At 70.7% G+C, this 14,414-nt stretch carries 14 protein-coding genes; 5 read left to right on the forward strand and 9 right to left on the reverse strand.

What is annotated here, in order from left to right; translation table 11 throughout:
• Window positions 1-7 precede the first annotated feature (7 nt).
• Genes ABVF28_RS08885 through ABVF28_RS08905 form a run of 5 tightly spaced genes read left to right on the forward strand, consistent with a single transcriptional unit; the run spans window position 8 to window position 5,059 of the window.
• Complete coding sequence (locus ABVF28_RS08885; protein ID WP_179556223.1) at window positions 8-649, forward strand: YkoF family thiamine/hydroxymethylpyrimidine-binding protein; 642 nt, start codon at window positions 8-10, stop codon at window positions 647-649.
• Complete coding sequence (locus ABVF28_RS08890; protein ID WP_371030224.1) at window positions 646-1,236, forward strand: ECF transporter S component; 591 nt, start codon at window positions 646-648, stop codon at window positions 1,234-1,236. The genes ABVF28_RS08885 and ABVF28_RS08890 overlap by 4 nt, the downstream gene beginning before the upstream one ends.
• Window positions 1,226-2,944 (forward strand): ABC transporter ATP-binding protein, encoded by a 1,719-nt coding sequence (locus tag ABVF28_RS08895; RefSeq protein WP_371030225.1) that lies wholly within the window; start codon window positions 1,226-1,228, stop codon window positions 2,942-2,944. The genes ABVF28_RS08890 and ABVF28_RS08895 overlap by 11 nt, the downstream gene beginning before the upstream one ends.
• The gene (locus ABVF28_RS08900) at window positions 2,941-3,705 is read left to right on the forward strand and encodes an energy-coupling factor transporter transmembrane protein EcfT (protein ID WP_371030226.1); all 765 of its coding nucleotides are present in this window, start codon (window positions 2,941-2,943) and stop codon (window positions 3,703-3,705) included. The genes ABVF28_RS08895 and ABVF28_RS08900 overlap by 4 nt, the downstream gene beginning before the upstream one ends.
• Window positions 3,698-5,059, forward strand: a complete 1,362-nt coding sequence (locus ABVF28_RS08905) for an NtaA/DmoA family FMN-dependent monooxygenase (protein WP_371030227.1) — start codon at window positions 3,698-3,700, stop codon at window positions 5,057-5,059. Before ABVF28_RS08900 ends, ABVF28_RS08905 begins: the two co-directional genes overlap by 8 nt.
• On the opposite strand, the gene ABVF28_RS08910 is transcribed toward ABVF28_RS08905, so the two are convergent.
• From ABVF28_RS08910 to ABVF28_RS08950, 9 genes are all read right to left on the reverse strand, one after another.
• Complete coding sequence (locus tag ABVF28_RS08910) at window positions 5,037-6,554, reverse strand: aldehyde dehydrogenase (NADP(+)) (RefSeq protein WP_371030228.1); 1,518 nt, start codon at window positions 6,552-6,554, stop codon at window positions 5,037-5,039. The two genes, ABVF28_RS08905 and ABVF28_RS08910, sit on opposite strands and share 23 nt — an antisense overlap.
• 13 nt (window positions 6,555-6,567) lie before the next feature.
• Window positions 6,568-7,575 (reverse strand): proline racemase family protein, encoded by a 1,008-nt coding sequence (locus tag ABVF28_RS08915; protein WP_371030229.1) that lies wholly within the window; start codon window positions 7,573-7,575, stop codon window positions 6,568-6,570.
• A 38-nt stretch (window positions 7,576-7,613) separates the two neighbouring features.
• Window positions 7,614-8,555: a dihydrodipicolinate synthase family protein gene (locus ABVF28_RS08920; protein WP_211892062.1), complete on the reverse strand. Its 942-nt coding sequence runs from the start codon at window positions 8,553-8,555 to the stop codon at window positions 7,614-7,616.
• Window positions 8,552-10,036, reverse strand: coding sequence for an NAD(P)/FAD-dependent oxidoreductase (locus ABVF28_RS08925; protein ID WP_371030230.1), 1,485 nt, complete (start codon window positions 10,034-10,036; stop codon window positions 8,552-8,554). Before ABVF28_RS08925 ends, ABVF28_RS08920 begins: the two co-directional genes overlap by 4 nt.
• Complete coding sequence (locus ABVF28_RS08930) at window positions 10,033-10,311, reverse strand: (2Fe-2S)-binding protein (protein WP_371030231.1); 279 nt, start codon at window positions 10,309-10,311, stop codon at window positions 10,033-10,035. The genes ABVF28_RS08925 and ABVF28_RS08930 overlap by 4 nt, the downstream gene beginning before the upstream one ends.
• Window positions 10,308-11,492, reverse strand: a complete 1,185-nt coding sequence (locus tag ABVF28_RS08935) for an NAD(P)/FAD-dependent oxidoreductase (protein WP_371030232.1) — start codon at window positions 11,490-11,492, stop codon at window positions 10,308-10,310. The genes ABVF28_RS08930 and ABVF28_RS08935 overlap by 4 nt, the downstream gene beginning before the upstream one ends.
• Before the next feature lie 86 nt (window positions 11,493-11,578).
• On the reverse strand, window positions 11,579-12,289 hold the full coding sequence (locus ABVF28_RS08940; protein ID WP_104312752.1) for an ABC transporter ATP-binding protein: 711 nt from the start codon (window positions 12,287-12,289) through the stop codon (window positions 11,579-11,581).
• Window positions 12,286-13,287 carry an ABC transporter ATP-binding protein gene (locus ABVF28_RS08945; protein WP_371030233.1) on the reverse strand — a complete coding sequence of 334 codons (1,002 nt, stop codon included), beginning with the start codon at window positions 13,285-13,287 and terminating at the stop codon, window positions 12,286-12,288. The genes ABVF28_RS08940 and ABVF28_RS08945 overlap by 4 nt, the downstream gene beginning before the upstream one ends.
• Window positions 13,284-14,414 carry a branched-chain amino acid ABC transporter permease gene (locus ABVF28_RS08950; protein WP_104312754.1) on the reverse strand — a complete coding sequence of 377 codons (1,131 nt, stop codon included), beginning with the start codon at window positions 14,412-14,414 and terminating at the stop codon, window positions 13,284-13,286. The genes ABVF28_RS08945 and ABVF28_RS08950 overlap by 4 nt, the downstream gene beginning before the upstream one ends.

The raw sequence follows: 14,414 nt of genomic DNA on the forward strand, positions 1-14,414 counted from the left end.
CACGCACATGGAATCCATCACTCGAGACCCACTCGCATTCGGGGTGGGGGCGAGAGTCACGCTCTCGGTCATGTCAGACCGCTACGTCGAGGTGATCCTCGCCGCGGTCGACGCGGCCGACTCCTCGGGGCTGATCCTCGAGACGGGCGATGTCAGCACGTACGCCGGGGGCGACGAGCAGGCGCTGCTGCGGTGGCTCACCGACCTCACGCAGCACGTCGCCGCGACCGGACTGCACGCCTCCGTCCAGGTGCTGCTCTCTCGCGGCTGCCCCGGCGAGGCGGTGTGCGAGCTGCCAGGCGGCGCGGGGCCGCGGCGAGTGGACGCCCCGCGCGGGCGGCACACGGGGAGCTTCGCGAGCGCCGAATGGGCGCTGTACCCGCTCGAGGACGCGGGGGCGGATGCGCGGACGCCCGACCACATGCGGGAGATCTACGCCGCCATCGAGACGGCCAAGGCGAGCGGCACGTTCGTTGCATCCGAGCACTTCGTCACGAAGCTCAGCGGGGACCTCGGCCGCGTCCTCGAGACCGTCGTCGTGGCCTGGGCCGGGGTCGGCGCGCACGTGCAGCACGTCACGAGCCACCTCACGATCTCGCTCAACAGCCCGAGCCACGCGGCAGGCGCAGCAGCGGGAGCGCGGGCATGAGCCTCAAGCTGCGCGACATCGTGCTCATGGTCGTGCTCGGCACGGTCTTCGGATTCCTCTACTGGGCGCTGGTGCAGGCCTGGACGGCGCTCTCGATCGCCATGGGGCCGGCGGGTGACCTCGCCCAGCACTTCCTCTTCGGCGGCTGGCTGCTGGTCGCGCCCATCGCGATCGCCATCATCCGGCGGCCGTTCGTCGGCGTCATCGCCGAGGTGCTCGCCTCGGTCATCGAGGTCGTCTTCCTCGGCTCGGCGGTCGGCCCTCTGCTGTTCGTCGCGGCCGCGATCCAGGGCGTCGGCAGCGAGCTGCCCTTCGCGATCGGCCGGTACAGGAAGTACGGCTGGCTGCGGTACGCCATCTCCGGGGCGCTCGGTGCTGGCCTCGTGTTCTTCTACTCGGCGTTCCGCTCCGGCTGGTACGGGCAGGACATCCTGTTCCTGCGGTTCGGCATCCAGCTCGCGTCCGGCATCATCCTCGGCGGCCTCCTCGCGAAGCTCATCGTCGACGCACTCGTGCGCACGGGCGTGCTCGACAACTTCGCGATCGTGCAGGACACGAAGCCCCTGGCCGTGCGCCGTGCGGCCTGACACGGCGCCCTCGGAGAGCCCGGAGTTCGACATCGAGGCGCACGGCTTCGAGGTGATTCACTCGTCGGGCGACGGGCTGGGGCCGGTGGACCTGCGGGTCCAGCCGGGCGAGCACGTCCTCGTCATCGGGCCGTCCGGTTCCGGGAAGTCGACGCTGCTGCAGGCGCTGAGCGGGGTCATCCCCCACGCCGTGCCAGCGCAGGTGAGCGGGACCATGCGCGTCTGCGGCATGGACACGCAGGAGCATGACGTGCCGACGATCTCGCGGAACCTGTCCGTCGTGGCGCAGAACCCGGCCTCGTCGGTGTGCCTCCCCGACGTGGCCGACGAAGTCGCCTTCCCGCTCGAGAACCACGCGTGGCCCGCCCCGTCGATCGGTCCTGCCGTGGCCAACGCTCTCGACACCGTCGGAGCGTCGACGCTGATCGACCAACGCTCCGCGACGCTCTCCGGCGGGGAGACGCAGCGGGTGGCCCTCGCCGCGGCCATCGTCACCCAGCCGCGCGTGCTCGTGCTCGACGAGCCCACGTCCATGCTCGACCCGGAGGGCATCGCATCCGTCCGCCGAGCCATCGACGCCGCGACAGCGCGCGCGTCGACGGTCGTGCTCGTCGAGCACCGCCTTGACGAATACGCGGGGGCACGCGGCATCGCCGGCCTGCCCGGCCGCACCATCGTCGTCGGCCGCGGTGGCATCATCGCACACGATGGATCGACCGGACAGGTCCTGCTCGACAACGCGGTCGAACTGCAGGCGGCCGGATGCTGGCTGCCGCTCGAAGCGGAACTCGCCGCCACGACGGGGCTGAGCGGCGGTCTCGCGAACCCGGCCGTCGCCGAAGCGGTCGCGACGCTCGGCGAAGGGGCTGCCCCCCGAACCGCCGCACCCCGATCATCGGATACTGCTCACGGCCCGTCCTTGCGCGTGGAGTCGCTTGACGTCGTCGCAGGAGGGGCGCCGAGGCGGAAGCGCAGTGCAGCCGCGGCGGCAACTGGACCCGGCGCCGTGCTCCGGGGCGTGAGCTTCGAGCTCCGGGCGGGCGAGGTCGTGGCGCTCCTCGGTCGCAACGGATGCGGGAAGTCGAGCCTGCTGCGCACGATGGCCGGCCTGGCCCGGCCGGGTGGCGGGACCATCCACGGCCCGCGCCCCGGTCTCATCTTCCAGAACCCCGAGCACCAGTTCGCGCAGTCGACGCTCCGGCGGGAGATGGAGCACGGGCTCGGGCCCGGCGACGCGGAGCGCGTCGCAAAACTCGTCGAACGCTTCGATCTCGCGAGCTCCCTCGACCACAACCCCTTCCGGCTCTCCGGCGGGCAGCAGCGGCGGCTCAGCATCGCGGCCATGCTCGCGCACGACCGGCCGTTCCTCCTCGCCGACGAGCCGGGATACGGCCTCGACCGGCGCGCGAGCATCACGGCCATGCGCGAGCTCGAGCGCACGGCGGCGTCCGGATGCGGCGTGCTGTTCTCGAGCCACGAGCTGCGGGCCGTGTGCGCCCATGCCCACCGCGTGCTTGTGCTCGGCGACGGCGAGCTCCTCGCCGACACGACGCCGTTCGAGCTGCTGCGCGACCCCGAGCTGCTGGAAGCGGCGGGCCTCGAGCGCACACCACTGCTCGCCTGGCTCCTCGATGAGGGCTTCTCGGACGACCGGTCAAGGGGCATCCTGCGCGAGCTCGACGATGCAGGACTGCGGGTGGCGGCGTGACCCCCTATCTGGAGCGGCGCAACCCGACCGTCAAGCTCGCGGTGCTGTTCGTCTGCTCACTCGCGACGCTCTTCGTGCTCAACCCGCTGACGCTCGGTGTGCTGACGGCGCTGGCGATCGTGTCCGCGCTGACGACGACGAGGCTGACCCCCACGAAGCTGCTCGCGGCGTCCCTGCCCTTCGCCGCCTTCGGCCTGGGGCTCCTCACCGTCAACGCGCTCAGCCGGCCGGGCACGGAGGTCTTCCCCGATCTGCCCGTGCGCGTGACCAGCGAGGGACTTGCCATCGGCGTCGCACTCGCCCTGCGCACCACCGTCATCGGCATGCTGTCGATCTCCTTCATCGCGAGCACCCCGCCGCGCGACCTCATGACGAGTCTCACGCAGCACGCGAGGCTCAGCCCGCGCTTCGCCTACGCCCTCCTTGCCGGGTTCCGCCTCCTGCAGCTGCTGCCGAGCGAGTGGCAGAGCATCCGTGCGGCGCAGGCCGTGCGGGCGCCGCTCGGGAGGGATGGCATGCCGCGCACGGGCCTGGCCGGATTCGGGTCGGCGTCCTTCTCGCTCCTCGTCGTCTCGATCCGCTCGGGCGAGCGCATCGCGCAGGCCCTCGAGTCGAGGGGGCTCGGGGCGGGGGCCCGCACGGTCTGGCGCCCCGTGCCCCTGGATGCGCGCGATGCCGCGCTCGCCGGAATCGTGCTCGCCGCGTTCGCACTCACGGCGGCGTTCGGCGTTGCCGCAGGAACGGGGCTGTCGCTTGCCTGAACCCCGTCAACTCGCACTCGTCGGCATGGTGAACCCTCCCACCCAGCGCTACGCGGCGGCGTGGCGGCACCCGGACTCGAGCAGGGACTGGCTGCGCGCGAGCTCGTACGTGGGCATCGCGCGTCTCCTGGAACGAGGCGGCTTCGACCTGATGTTCCTGCCGGACGCCCTCGCGGTGCCGGAGGATGCGCTCGGCGACGCCGCGACGACGCTCGCGAGCGGCGGCAAGGGCGCCGTGACGCTCGACCCCATCACCGTGCTCAGCGCCGTTGCCGGTGCGACGAGCAGCATCGGCCTCGGCGCCACGGTGTCGACCTCGTTCCTGCCCCCGTACGCCATCGCGCGCACCCTCGCGAGCCTGGACCACCTCTCCGAGGGCCGAGTGGCCTGGAACATAGTGACCTCCACGACCGACGCGGAGGCGCGCAACATGGGACTCGAGCGCATCCCGTCGAAGGCGTGGCGGTACGACCGCGCCGATCGTGTTGTCACCCAGGTGCTCCAGCTCATGCGCAGCTGGGACGCCGACGCCCTGGTGCAGGATGCACATGGCGGAGTGTTCGCCGAGCCGGGGCTCGTCTCCCGAACTCCGGCCCCGCGTGAACATGCTGCGGCTCCCGGCCCGCTCAGCCTGCCGCGCAGCCCGCAGGGGCACCCGGTGCTCATGCAGGCGGGAGCTTCCCAACGCGGCATGGAGTTCGCGGCGAAGTGGGCTGAGCTCGTCTTCGTCGCCTCCGACGGGCTTGAAGGGAACCGCGCCGTCCGCGCCGAGTTGCGCGAGCGTGCGCGCCTCGCAGGGCGCGACCCCGACGAGCTTCGTGTCTGCGCCGCCATCCAGCCGATCGCAGGATCGACGAACATCGATGCAGAGCGTACGAAGGCGTCACTGCTCGCGCGCATCGATGAGGAGTCCGCGGTGCGCTCGCTCGCGCGGCTCATGCACGCGGATCCGGAGGCGATGCACCTGGACGAATCCGCTGGGGCCTTCCTCGCCCGGCACCGCGGGGCGACCGGTAGCGACGGCTTCGAGGACATGCTTGCCGCCGTGTGCGCTCGCGATGCTCTGACGGTGCGCGAGCTCGCGCTGCGTCAGTCGTTCGACCAGCTCACGCCGTCGCCCACCGGGAGCGGGGCCGAGATCGCGGAGGAGCTCTGCGAGTGGCACGATGCCGGGGCCGCCGACGGTTTCGTCGTGACCCCGGCCATCCTGCCCCGCTCGTTCGAGGACTTCGTCGAGCACGTCGTCCCTGAGCTGCGACGGCGCGGCCGCCTCCCCGCCGAGGGAGCCCAGTCGTTCGCCTCCACGCTCCGCGGGCGACTCACGGAGAAGCTCAGCCCTGCGAGCCCCAGCTGACCGACTGTCCGGCTGCCGCGCGCTGCTGCGGCACGCCCCACGGGTTGGCGTCCTGGAGGGGCTCGGGGAGCGCCTCCTGTGGCGCGCCCTGGTAGGCGACGCCTCGCAGGAAGCGGGAGATGGAGGCGGTACCGACCGAGGTCGACGTGTCGTTCGAGGTCGCCGGGTAGGGACCGCCGTGCTGCATGGCGGGCGTCACGGCGACGCCGGTGGGCCACCCGCCGAAGAGGACGCGTCCCGTCTTCCGGGCAAGCCCCGCGACGAGCGATGACAGTGCCGTCGACTGCTCGCCCTCGGCGGCGTGCACCGTGCCAGTGAGGTTGCCGACGTACAGCTCGTCGAGGCTGGGCGCGAGCGAGGCCTCGTCGTCGTACTCGACGATGACGGAGAACGGACCGAAGACCTCGTCGAGCAGCGTCTCGTCGCCCGCCGAGAGCTTGCTCGCGGGCACGGCCACGATGGTCGGCGTCGCCCACACGTTGCCGTCGTCGTCGCTGCGCACGGTGCCCTCGGCGACGACGCGCACGCCGTCGGCCGCGAGCACGTCGGCGCGGCGCTGGAGGTAGGCCCGGCCGATGCTCGGGTTGAGGAGGCGGTGCTCGGCGGCCTGCTCGGCTGCCTGCGAGACGCGCAGCTCGAGCTCGCCGGCGGCATCAGTCGTGGGCACCCAGAGGAAGCCGGGCTTCGTGCACAGCTGGCCAGCGGAGCCGGCGACGGAAGCGGCGTAACCGGCCGCGATCTCCTCGCCGCGCTCGGCGAGCGCGGCGGCGGTCACGAAGACCGGGTTGACGCTGCCGAGCTCCCCGTAGAACTGGATGGGCCGGGGGCGCGCCGCGGCCTTGTCGGCGAGCAGGCGGCCCACGCGGATCGACCCCGTGAAGGTTCCGACGTCGACGCGGTCGTCCTCGAGCACGGTGACGCCAGCCTGCTGGCCGAGCACAAGCGCGAAAACTCCATCAGGAGCTCCGGCTGCGCGGAGCGCGTCCTCGACGACGCGTGCCGTCGCGACCGAGAGCTCCGGGTGGCCGGAGTGGCCCTTGACGATGAGCGCGCAGCCCGCCGCGAGCGCCGCGGCCGAGTCACCGCCCGCCACCGAGAAGGCGAAGGGGAAGTTGGAGGCGGAGAAGTTGACGGCGACGCCGACGGGCACGAGCATCCGGCGCACGTCGGGCCGTGGGCCGAGCACGAAGTCGGGGTCGGCCTCGTCGAGGCGCACGTCGAGGTAGGCGCCGTCTCGGATGACGTCCGCGAAGAGGCGGATCTGCACGGTCGTGCGCTTCAGCTCGCCCGTGAGCCTCGCCTGCGCGAGGCCCGTCTCCCGCATGCCGATGGGGATGAGCTGCCCCGCCGCCTGATCGAGGGCGTCCGCGACCGCGATGAGCGCCGACGCTCGTTCGGTCGGGGGCGTCGCCGCCCAGACCGGGGCGGCGAGCGCGGCCGCCGCGAGGATCTGCTCGAGCTCGGCGTCTGTCGTGTGCGGGGTGGGAGTGCTCATCGATGAGTCCAATCTAGAATTCGAAACCTGCGGGGAACGGGTCTGTCGGGTCGAGCAGGTACTGGCCCATGCCGGTGATCCACGCGCGCCCCGTGATGGTGGGGATCACGGCCGCCCGGTCGCCGACCTGCACCTCGTCGATGAGTCGGCCCGTGAAGCTCGTGCCGATGAACGACTCGTTGACGAAGTCGGTGTGCAGCGGCAGCTCGCCCCTGGCGTGCAGCTCCGCCATGCGCGCGGACGTGCCGGTGCCGCACGGCGAGCGGTCGAACCAGCCGGGGTAGATCGCCATGGCGTGCCGCGAGTGGGCTGCGTCGGAGCCCGGCGCGATGAACTCGACGTGGTGCACGTGGTCGACGCCCTCGATCGTCGGATGCCGGGGCGCGTCGTGCGTGTTGATCGCGTCCATGATGGCGAGGCCGGCGCGCAGGATGTCATCCTTGCGGCGTCGATCGAACGGCAGGTCGACGTCGTCGAGGTCGACCATGGCGTAGTAGTTCCCGCCGAAGGCCAGCGAGTAGCGGAGCGCGTCGATGCCGAGTTCCGGCACCGGGACGACGGCGTCGAGGCGTTCGCAGAAGCTGGGCACATTCTCGATGGTAACGCTAACAGCGCGTCCTTCGCTCACTTCCACACGAGCGATCACGAGACCGGCCGGCGTATCGAGCCGGATCACCGTCTCGGGCTCCTGCACCTCGACCATCCCCGTCTCGACCAGCACCGTCGCCGTCCCGATCGTGCCGTGCCCGCACATCGGGAGCAGGCCGGAGACCTCGATGTAGAGGACCCCGAAATCGGCGTCTGGCCGCGTCGGCGGCTGCAGGATGCTCCCGCTCATCGCGGAGTGCCCGCGCGGCTCGCGCATGAGGAACGTGCGCAGGTCGTCGCGGTGCTCCTGCACGTAGAGGCGCTTCTCGTTCATGGTGGCGCCGGGAATCACCCCGACCCCGCCCGTGACGACCCTGGTCGGCATCCCCTCGGTGTGGGAGTCGACGGCGGAGATGACTCGTGATGCTCGCATGTCAGTTGACCTCAGGCTGTGGAGTGGAAGGTGCGACCCTACTGGAGGGCGACGAGCGCGTCGAGGGCGCGCTGCGTGTCGGCGCGCACCTGCGCCTCCATCGCGGGCGTGAGCGCGGCGCGCGGCGGACGGCAGGGCCCGCCGTTGCGGCCGACCATGTCCATCCCGAGCTTGATGGCCTGCACGAACTCCGGGCGCGAGTCCCAGCGGAACGCCGCGATGAGGCTCTTGTAGATCTCTCGCGCCTCGACGTAGCGGCCAGCGGCCATGTGGTCGTAGATCGCGACCGCCTCCGCGGGGAACACGTTCGGGTAGCCCGCGAACCAGCCCGTCGCGCCGTCGATCATGAGCTCGAAGAGCACGTCGTCGCTGCCGGCGATGACGTCGATGCTCGAGCCGGCGGCCTCGCAGGCCTCCTGGATCTCGAAGGCGCGTCGAACGTCGCCAGAGAACTCCTTGACGGCGACGATGCCGTCGATCTTCGCGATCTCGGCGACGAGACGCGGCGTGATGTCGACCTTCGTGTCGAGCGGGTTGTTGTAGATCATGACGGGGAGCCCGACCTCGGCGACCTTAGCGAAGTGCTCGACGACGTCGGCGTCCGCCGAGCGGTACATCGTCGGCGGGAGGCAGAGCACACCGTGGGCTCCGTCTTCCTTCGCGAGCTGCGTCCAGTGCTGCGCCTGGTGCCACCCGGGCCCGTGCACGCCCGCGACGACGATGCCGCGGTCGCCGACGGTCTCGACAGCCACCTGCACCACCTTGCGGCGCTCCTCGTCAGTGAGGGATGAGTACTCTCCGAGCGAGCCGTTGGGCCCAACACCCCGGCAGCCGTTCTCGATGAGCCAGTTGCAGTGCTCGGCGTAGGCGTCGTAGTCGACGGCGAGACCGGCGGGCGCCGAGGCGTCCTCCTTGTAGGGGAGGGCCGTCGCGACGACGACGCCGCCGAGGTCGAGGTGCGTGGAAGCTGTTTCGGTCATGGGTCTTGCCTTCCTGTCAGGGGGTGCTGCTCTTCTGAGATGCCTGCCAGCTCTGCGAGCCGGATGGGGGTCTGGATGGGGCGGCGGTCGACGATGCCCTCGTCGAGTTCGCCGGTCGAACCGGTCGCCGCCTGCAGCAGCTCCTCGGCGCTGCGGCCGCAGATGCGCGCCTGGCAGATGCCGAGGCCCGCGCGGGTGGCGAGCTTCTGGGAGCGCAGGCTGCGTGAGCCGGTGGCGGCCGCCTTGCCGCGGAGCTGGCCTGCGGTGACTTCCTCGCAGCGGCACACGATCGTGTCGTCGCGAAGCCAGTCCTGCCAGCCTGGCCGCACCCCGTGGGCGGCGTCGATGCGGGCGGCGAACGCGCCGAAGACGGCGCGCTTGCGCTGCGCGTCGCTGACCTGCGGGGCTCGAGCGGCACCGCCGGCGGCGCAGTGCCCCGCGACGCGTCCCTCGGCAAGCGAGAGGTCGACGCCCCCGATGCCGGTCACCTCCCCGGCCGCGTAGACGCCTGCCGCGCTCGTCGCGCAGGACTCGTCGATGACCACGAATCTGTCGTCGCTCAGCGCGCATCCGGCCGCGATGGCGACCTCGAGGCGGGGCGTGAACCCGTGCGTGACGCACACGGAGTCGCAGGCCACCTGCCGCTCACTGCCGGGGATCGGCCGCCACTGGGCGTCGATGCTGGCGATCGTCACGCGCTCGACTCGGCCGTCGCCGTGCGCCTCCACGACGGCCTCGCCGACGCGGTACGGGATGCGGTGACGCAGCTGACCTGCCACGTAGCCGAAGAGCTCGCTCACCTTGCCCGGCGCACCGGCCAGCTGCCACGGCTTGGGCAGCCAGCCGGAGGCGAGACGCGGGATGCGGTTGGCTTCGACGACCTCGATGACGCGCGAACCCACCTGCGCGAGGGACGCAGCGACGGGCAGGAGGAACGGGCCGGCACCCGCGACGACGACGTTGCCGCCGACCGCGATGCGCTCGCTCTTCGCGAAGGCCTGGGCAGCCCCGCCAGTGAAGACGCCGGGCAGATCCCAACCCGGGAAGGGGAGCGTGCGGTCGTGCGCCCCGGTCGCGATGACGATGGCGTCCGGCCTGAGCGTCGACGGTACGCGCGTCGCCGCGTCGGCCGGGCCGGTGAGGAGCTGCAGCGTCGGGATGCCGAGGTCGGGGCCCCGACCGGCCGCAGTCGGCGCATCCACAGCCCACACGCTCGTCTCGGCGAGCACGGCGATGTCGGGGTTCGAGCGGACTCGACGCTCGAGGTCCTGGTACGTCGACCAGCCGTGGTGCATCGCAGCCTGACCGTGGCCGTCGCGCTCGTCCGGCAGGTGTCGCCAGTACTGGCCACCGAGCTCACGACTCGACTCGACGAGCGTCACGCGTGCGCCGTGCTGCGCCGCGGCCACTGCGGCCGCGAGACCAGCCGGTCCCCCGCCGACGACGGCGACGTGGCGCCGTTCTCGCTGCGTCGAGGTCATTGGGAGCTCACCTCGTCCCCGTCGCACGCGCGTCGCTGACAGGCGCGCACATCCGGAACCCCGTCGACGGTGACGAGGCAGTCGAAGCACACGCCGATGCCGCAGAACAGTCCGCGGGGCCTGCCCGTGACCGCCGTCTCGCGCCAGGCGGCGCGGCCGGAGCCGAGGAGGACACCCGCGATGCTCTGCCCCGCGATGCCCTCGACGGGCTCGCCGTCGACCGTGATGCGGATGGGCCTCTCGACCCCATCGCCCCGGGCTGCACGTTCGCTCATGCGACGGCCTCCAACTCGGCGGCGAGGGCTTGTCGAGACGGAGCGAAGTGGGTGGCGTCGATCTGCGTCGGCTTCCCATCCATGAGGTCGCCGATGAGCGTGGCCGTCGGCAACGAGAGGCCGATGCCGGCCCCCTCGTGGCCCGTCGCGTGCCACAGGCCCGGGAGGCGTGGATCGGCGCCGATGAGCGGCAGATGGTCGGGCATGTACGGGCGGAACCCCGAGTAGCTGCGGATGATCGCCGTCTCGGCGAGGAACGGGAAGATCGACATGGCCTTCCTCGCGAGCTCGCTCAGCACGTTGGCGCGGAACGCGTCGTCGAAGCCGACCTGCTCGCGACTCGAGCCGATGAGCACCGTGCCACCTGGCGTCGACTCGACGACGCTCGAGGTCATGAGGGCGACGTCACCGGAACCGACGGCACCGACGTAGTCGGCGTCGTACACCTTGTGGAACACCCGCTGCGGCATCTTCGCGGTGACCAGCACAACTCCTCGACGTGGGCGCACCGGCAACGGCATGCCGAGAACGGCCGACACGTCGCCCGACCAGGGACCCGCCGCGACGACGACGTCGTTGCCGCGCACATCCCCCGCGGTCGTCCGCACGCCCACGAGCCTGCCGCCGTCGCGGAGGGCTCCCGTCACCTCGTGGTGCTCCAGGATGCTGGCCCCACGCAGGCGCGCGAGGGCCACGAGCGCCTCGGTCGCGATGGTCGGCTGCACCTGGCTGTCCCCCGGATACCAGACGGCTGCGGTCATCCGATCGGTGAGCCACGGCTCGAGTCGACGCGCCTCTGCGAGCGTGACCGGCTCGGCAGCGATGTCCGCCTCGCGCTGCGTGGTCGCGAAATCGAGGAGCGCGGACGCTCCCCCGTCGGTCGTCGCGACGACGAGGCCGCCCTTGGCCTCGAACTCGATGTCGGGGAAGTCGTCGCCGAGCTCGTCGCGGAAGGTGTTCGCAAGCCTGGACCAGGCCGCATTCGCGAGCTTGGAGAGCTGCAGCTCCGCCCCGGGGCCCTTGTCCGAGACGAGCAGATTGCCCTCGCAGTGCGCACTGGTGCCGCTCGCGACTCGCCCGCGCTCGACGAGCACCACCCGGCGACCTCGGCCGGCGAGCTCAGCCGCGCAGGCCGCGCCGATGATGCCGCCACCGATCACGACGACGTCGTAGCTGCTCATCCCGCACCTCCTGTCAGTAATATGTCACACACCAGTTGCCCTTGCAAGCCTGGCCCGCCCCTCGCGCGGGACGGGCCAGGTGGCGGTCAGCCCAGGTAGGCCTCGATGACCGCCTTGTCCTTCGCGAGGTCGGACGCGAGGCCGGAGAGCGTCACGTGCCCGTGCTCGATGACGTACGCACGGTGCGCGACCTTCAACGCCGCACGCGCGTTCTGCTCGACAAGCAGCACCGTGGCGCCACGCTCGTTGATGCGCCCGATCAGCTCCATCACCTGCTTCACGACAAGCGGCGCCAGTCCCATCGACGGCTCGTCGAGCAGCATGAGCTTCGGTCCGCCGACGTACGCGCGCGCAATGGCGACCATCTGCTGCTCACCACCCGACAGGGTTCCGCCCTGCTGCGTGCGCCGCTCGAGCAGGCGCGGCATGAGCTCGTAGCACTCCTCGACACGATCGGCCACGACCTTCGGGTCCTTGACCTGGTACCCGCCGAGCAGCAGGTTCTCGTGCACCGACATGGTCGAGAAGATGCGGCGCCCCTCAGGCACGTGGATGAGCCCGTCGCGCACGAGGTCCCACGGCTTGGCGCTCGAGATGTCCTTGCCGCGCCAGGTGATCGTGCCGCTCTTCGCCCTGGCCAGACCAGAGAGCATCGTGAGCGTGCTCGTCTTGCCCGCACCGTTGTTGCCGAGCAGCGAGACGACCTCGCCCTCGTTCACCTCGATCGACAGCCCCCGCAGCGCCTGCACGCGCCCGTAGAAGAGGTCGACGTCCTTCACCTCGAGTTCAGCGCTCATGACCGTTCCTCCTCCGCAGAGCCCTGCTCCGCGATGTCCTCTTCGTCGATCCGGTCGCGGAGCGTGCGTGCCCGTTCAGGAGCGTCGACCTGCTCCACGCCGACCTCCTCCGCGACCTCGTCCTCCGGATCCTCGACCCCCAGGTACGCCTCGATGACCCTCGGGTCGTTCTTGACGTCCTCCGGCAGGCCATCCGCGATTTCACGGCCGAAGTTGAGCACGATCACGCGCTCCGAGATCTCCATCACGAGCCCCATGTCGTGCTCGATGAGCACGATGCCGACCCCCAGGTCCCTGATCTTGCGGATGAGCGCGATCAGCTCCTGCTTCTCGTTGTGATTGAGGCCGGCCGCGGGCTCGTCGAGCAGCAGCAGCTTGGGCTGCGTGGCCAGCGCGCGGGCGATCTCCACACGCCGCTGCTCGCCATAGGGCAGCTGCGACGCGAGCAGGTCGTCGTCGAGCGAGTAGCCGACGAAGTCGAGCCAGCCACGCGCATCCTCGAGCGCCTGCGCCTCGATCTTCCTGTAGCCGATCGTGTGCAGCATCGTCTGGAACACGTTCTGCCGGATGCGCGCGTGCATCGCCGTCTTCACGTTGTCGATGACCGACATGTCGCGGAACATGCGCACATTCTGGAACGTGCGGCTCAGCCCGAGGCGCGTGATCGTCGACGGCTGCTTGCGCATGATGTCGACACCATCGAACGTGATCGTGCCCGACGTCGGCCGGTAGAACCCCGTGATGCAGTTGAACGCGCTTGTCTTGCCAGCGCCGTTCGGGCCGATCACCGAGATGATCTCGCCCGCGTACGCGTCGAACGACGTGCCGTCGACGGCCTTCACTCCGCCGAACTGCAGGCGCAGGTCGCGGACGGACAGCAGCGGCTCCCCGGAGTGCGCCCGCCTGAACTCCTCGGCGACCGCGGTCACCGACTCCGTCTTCGGCACATCGATCGGCGCGGTCCCGTAGACCTCACCCGTGCCCGAACCCTGGCTCATGCCTGCTCCTTCGAGAGGTCGATGTTGGCGTCCGGCGCCTCATGGGCCGAGAACCCGTCCTTGGGAGACGGCGGCTCGCCCTTGGCGCGCGACTTGAGGAACGGCAGGATGGCCGTCGCCGGCCAGATGCCCTGCGGCCGGAAGATCATCATGACCACCAGCAGCACGCCGAAGACGAGGAAGCGCCAGTCGGAGAAGTCGCGGAGGATCTCGGGCAGCAGCGAGACGAGCAGGGCACCGACGATGACGCCGGGGATGGAGCCCATGCCGCCCAGCACGACCGCCATGAGCAGCAGCGCCGAGTTGAGGAACACGAACGACGTCGGGCTGATGGCCGTCTGGTGGGCGGCCATGAGCACGCCGGCGAGGCCGCCGAACACCGCGCCGAGCACGTACGCGCCGAGCTTCGTCGTGTACGTGTTGACGCCCATCGCCTCGGCTGCGTCCTCGTCGTCCTTGATCGCGCGCCAGGCGCGCCCCATCTTCCCCTTGCCCAGACGGGAGGCTGCGATGATCGCGGCACCTCCCGCGATGATGACGCAGAGGAAGTACAGGAGGATCTTGCCGTTGAACTCGATACCGCCGATCGTGAGGCCGTCGGCGAACGACCAGCCGAAGAACTCGAACGTGTCGATGCCGGAGATGCCGGATGGACCGCCCGTGACCTCGAGGTTGTTGGCCGTGAGTCGGATGATCTCGCCGAAGCCGAGCGTGACGATCGCGAGGTAGTCGCTGCGCAGGCGCAGCGTCGGCCCGCCGATGATGAGCCCGGCGAGGATGCACGCCACGATGACGAACGGGATCGTCGCGATGAGCGGCATGTCCAGCAGCGTGTTGAGCACGCCGGCCGTGTACGCGCCAACCGCGAAGAAGGCGTAGTAGCCGAGGTCGAGGAGGCCCGCGTAGCCGACGACGATGTTGAGGCCCATCGCGAGCATGATGTAGATCATCGCCGAGGTGCCGATGGAGATGACGTACGGCGTCGCGTTGATGAACGGCAGCAGGAAGGCGAAGAGGAAGAGCACGAGCCCCACGAGGTTCATGAAGGTCTTCGGGTTCCGGATGCCGGTGCGCGGTGTCGGCCGCTCGACGGTGGGCGCAGGCGCCTGGAGTCTGATGTCGGTCAT

The organism is Pseudoclavibacter sp. JSM 162008 (assembly GCF_041366455.1).
In the GTDB taxonomy this organism is placed as follows: Bacteria; Actinomycetota; Actinomycetes; order Actinomycetales; family Microbacteriaceae; genus Pseudoclavibacter.

Bases quoted from the DNA above. Each gene is read 5' to 3' on its own strand.
- ABVF28_RS08945 (WP_371030233.1), bottom strand. From the start codon at position 13,287: ATGAGCCAGGGTTCGGGCACGGGTGAGGTCTACGGGACCGCGCCGATC.
- ABVF28_RS08940 (WP_104312752.1), bottom strand. From the start codon at position 12,289: ATGAGCGCTGAACTCGAGGTGAAGGACGTCGACCTCTTCTACGGGCGC.
- ABVF28_RS08935 (WP_371030232.1), bottom strand. From the start codon at position 11,492: ATGAGCAGCTACGACGTCGTCGTGATCGGTGGCGGCATCATCGGCGCG.
- ABVF28_RS08885 (WP_179556223.1), top strand. From the start codon at position 8: ATGGAATCCATCACTCGAGACCCACTCGCATTCGGGGTGGGGGCGAGA.
- ABVF28_RS08915 (WP_371030229.1), bottom strand. From the start codon at position 7,575: ATGCGAGCATCACGAGTCATCTCCGCCGTCGACTCCCACACCGAGGGG.
- ABVF28_RS08950 (WP_104312754.1), bottom strand. From the start codon at position 14,414: ATGACCGACATCAGACTCCAGGCGCCTGCGCCCACCGTCGAGCGGCCG.
- ABVF28_RS08920 (WP_211892062.1), bottom strand. From the start codon at position 8,555: ATGACCGAAACAGCTTCCACGCACCTCGACCTCGGCGGCGTCGTCGTC.
- ABVF28_RS08910 (WP_371030228.1), bottom strand. From the start codon at position 6,554: ATGAGCACTCCCACCCCGCACACGACAGACGCCGAGCTCGAGCAGATC.
- ABVF28_RS08930 (WP_371030231.1), bottom strand. From the start codon at position 10,311: ATGAGCGAACGTGCAGCCCGGGGCGATGGGGTCGAGAGGCCCATCCGC.
- ABVF28_RS08890 (WP_371030224.1), top strand. From the start codon at position 646: ATGAGCCTCAAGCTGCGCGACATCGTGCTCATGGTCGTGCTCGGCACG.
- ABVF28_RS08925 (WP_371030230.1), bottom strand. From the start codon at position 10,036: ATGACCTCGACGCAGCGAGAACGGCGCCACGTCGCCGTCGTCGGCGGG.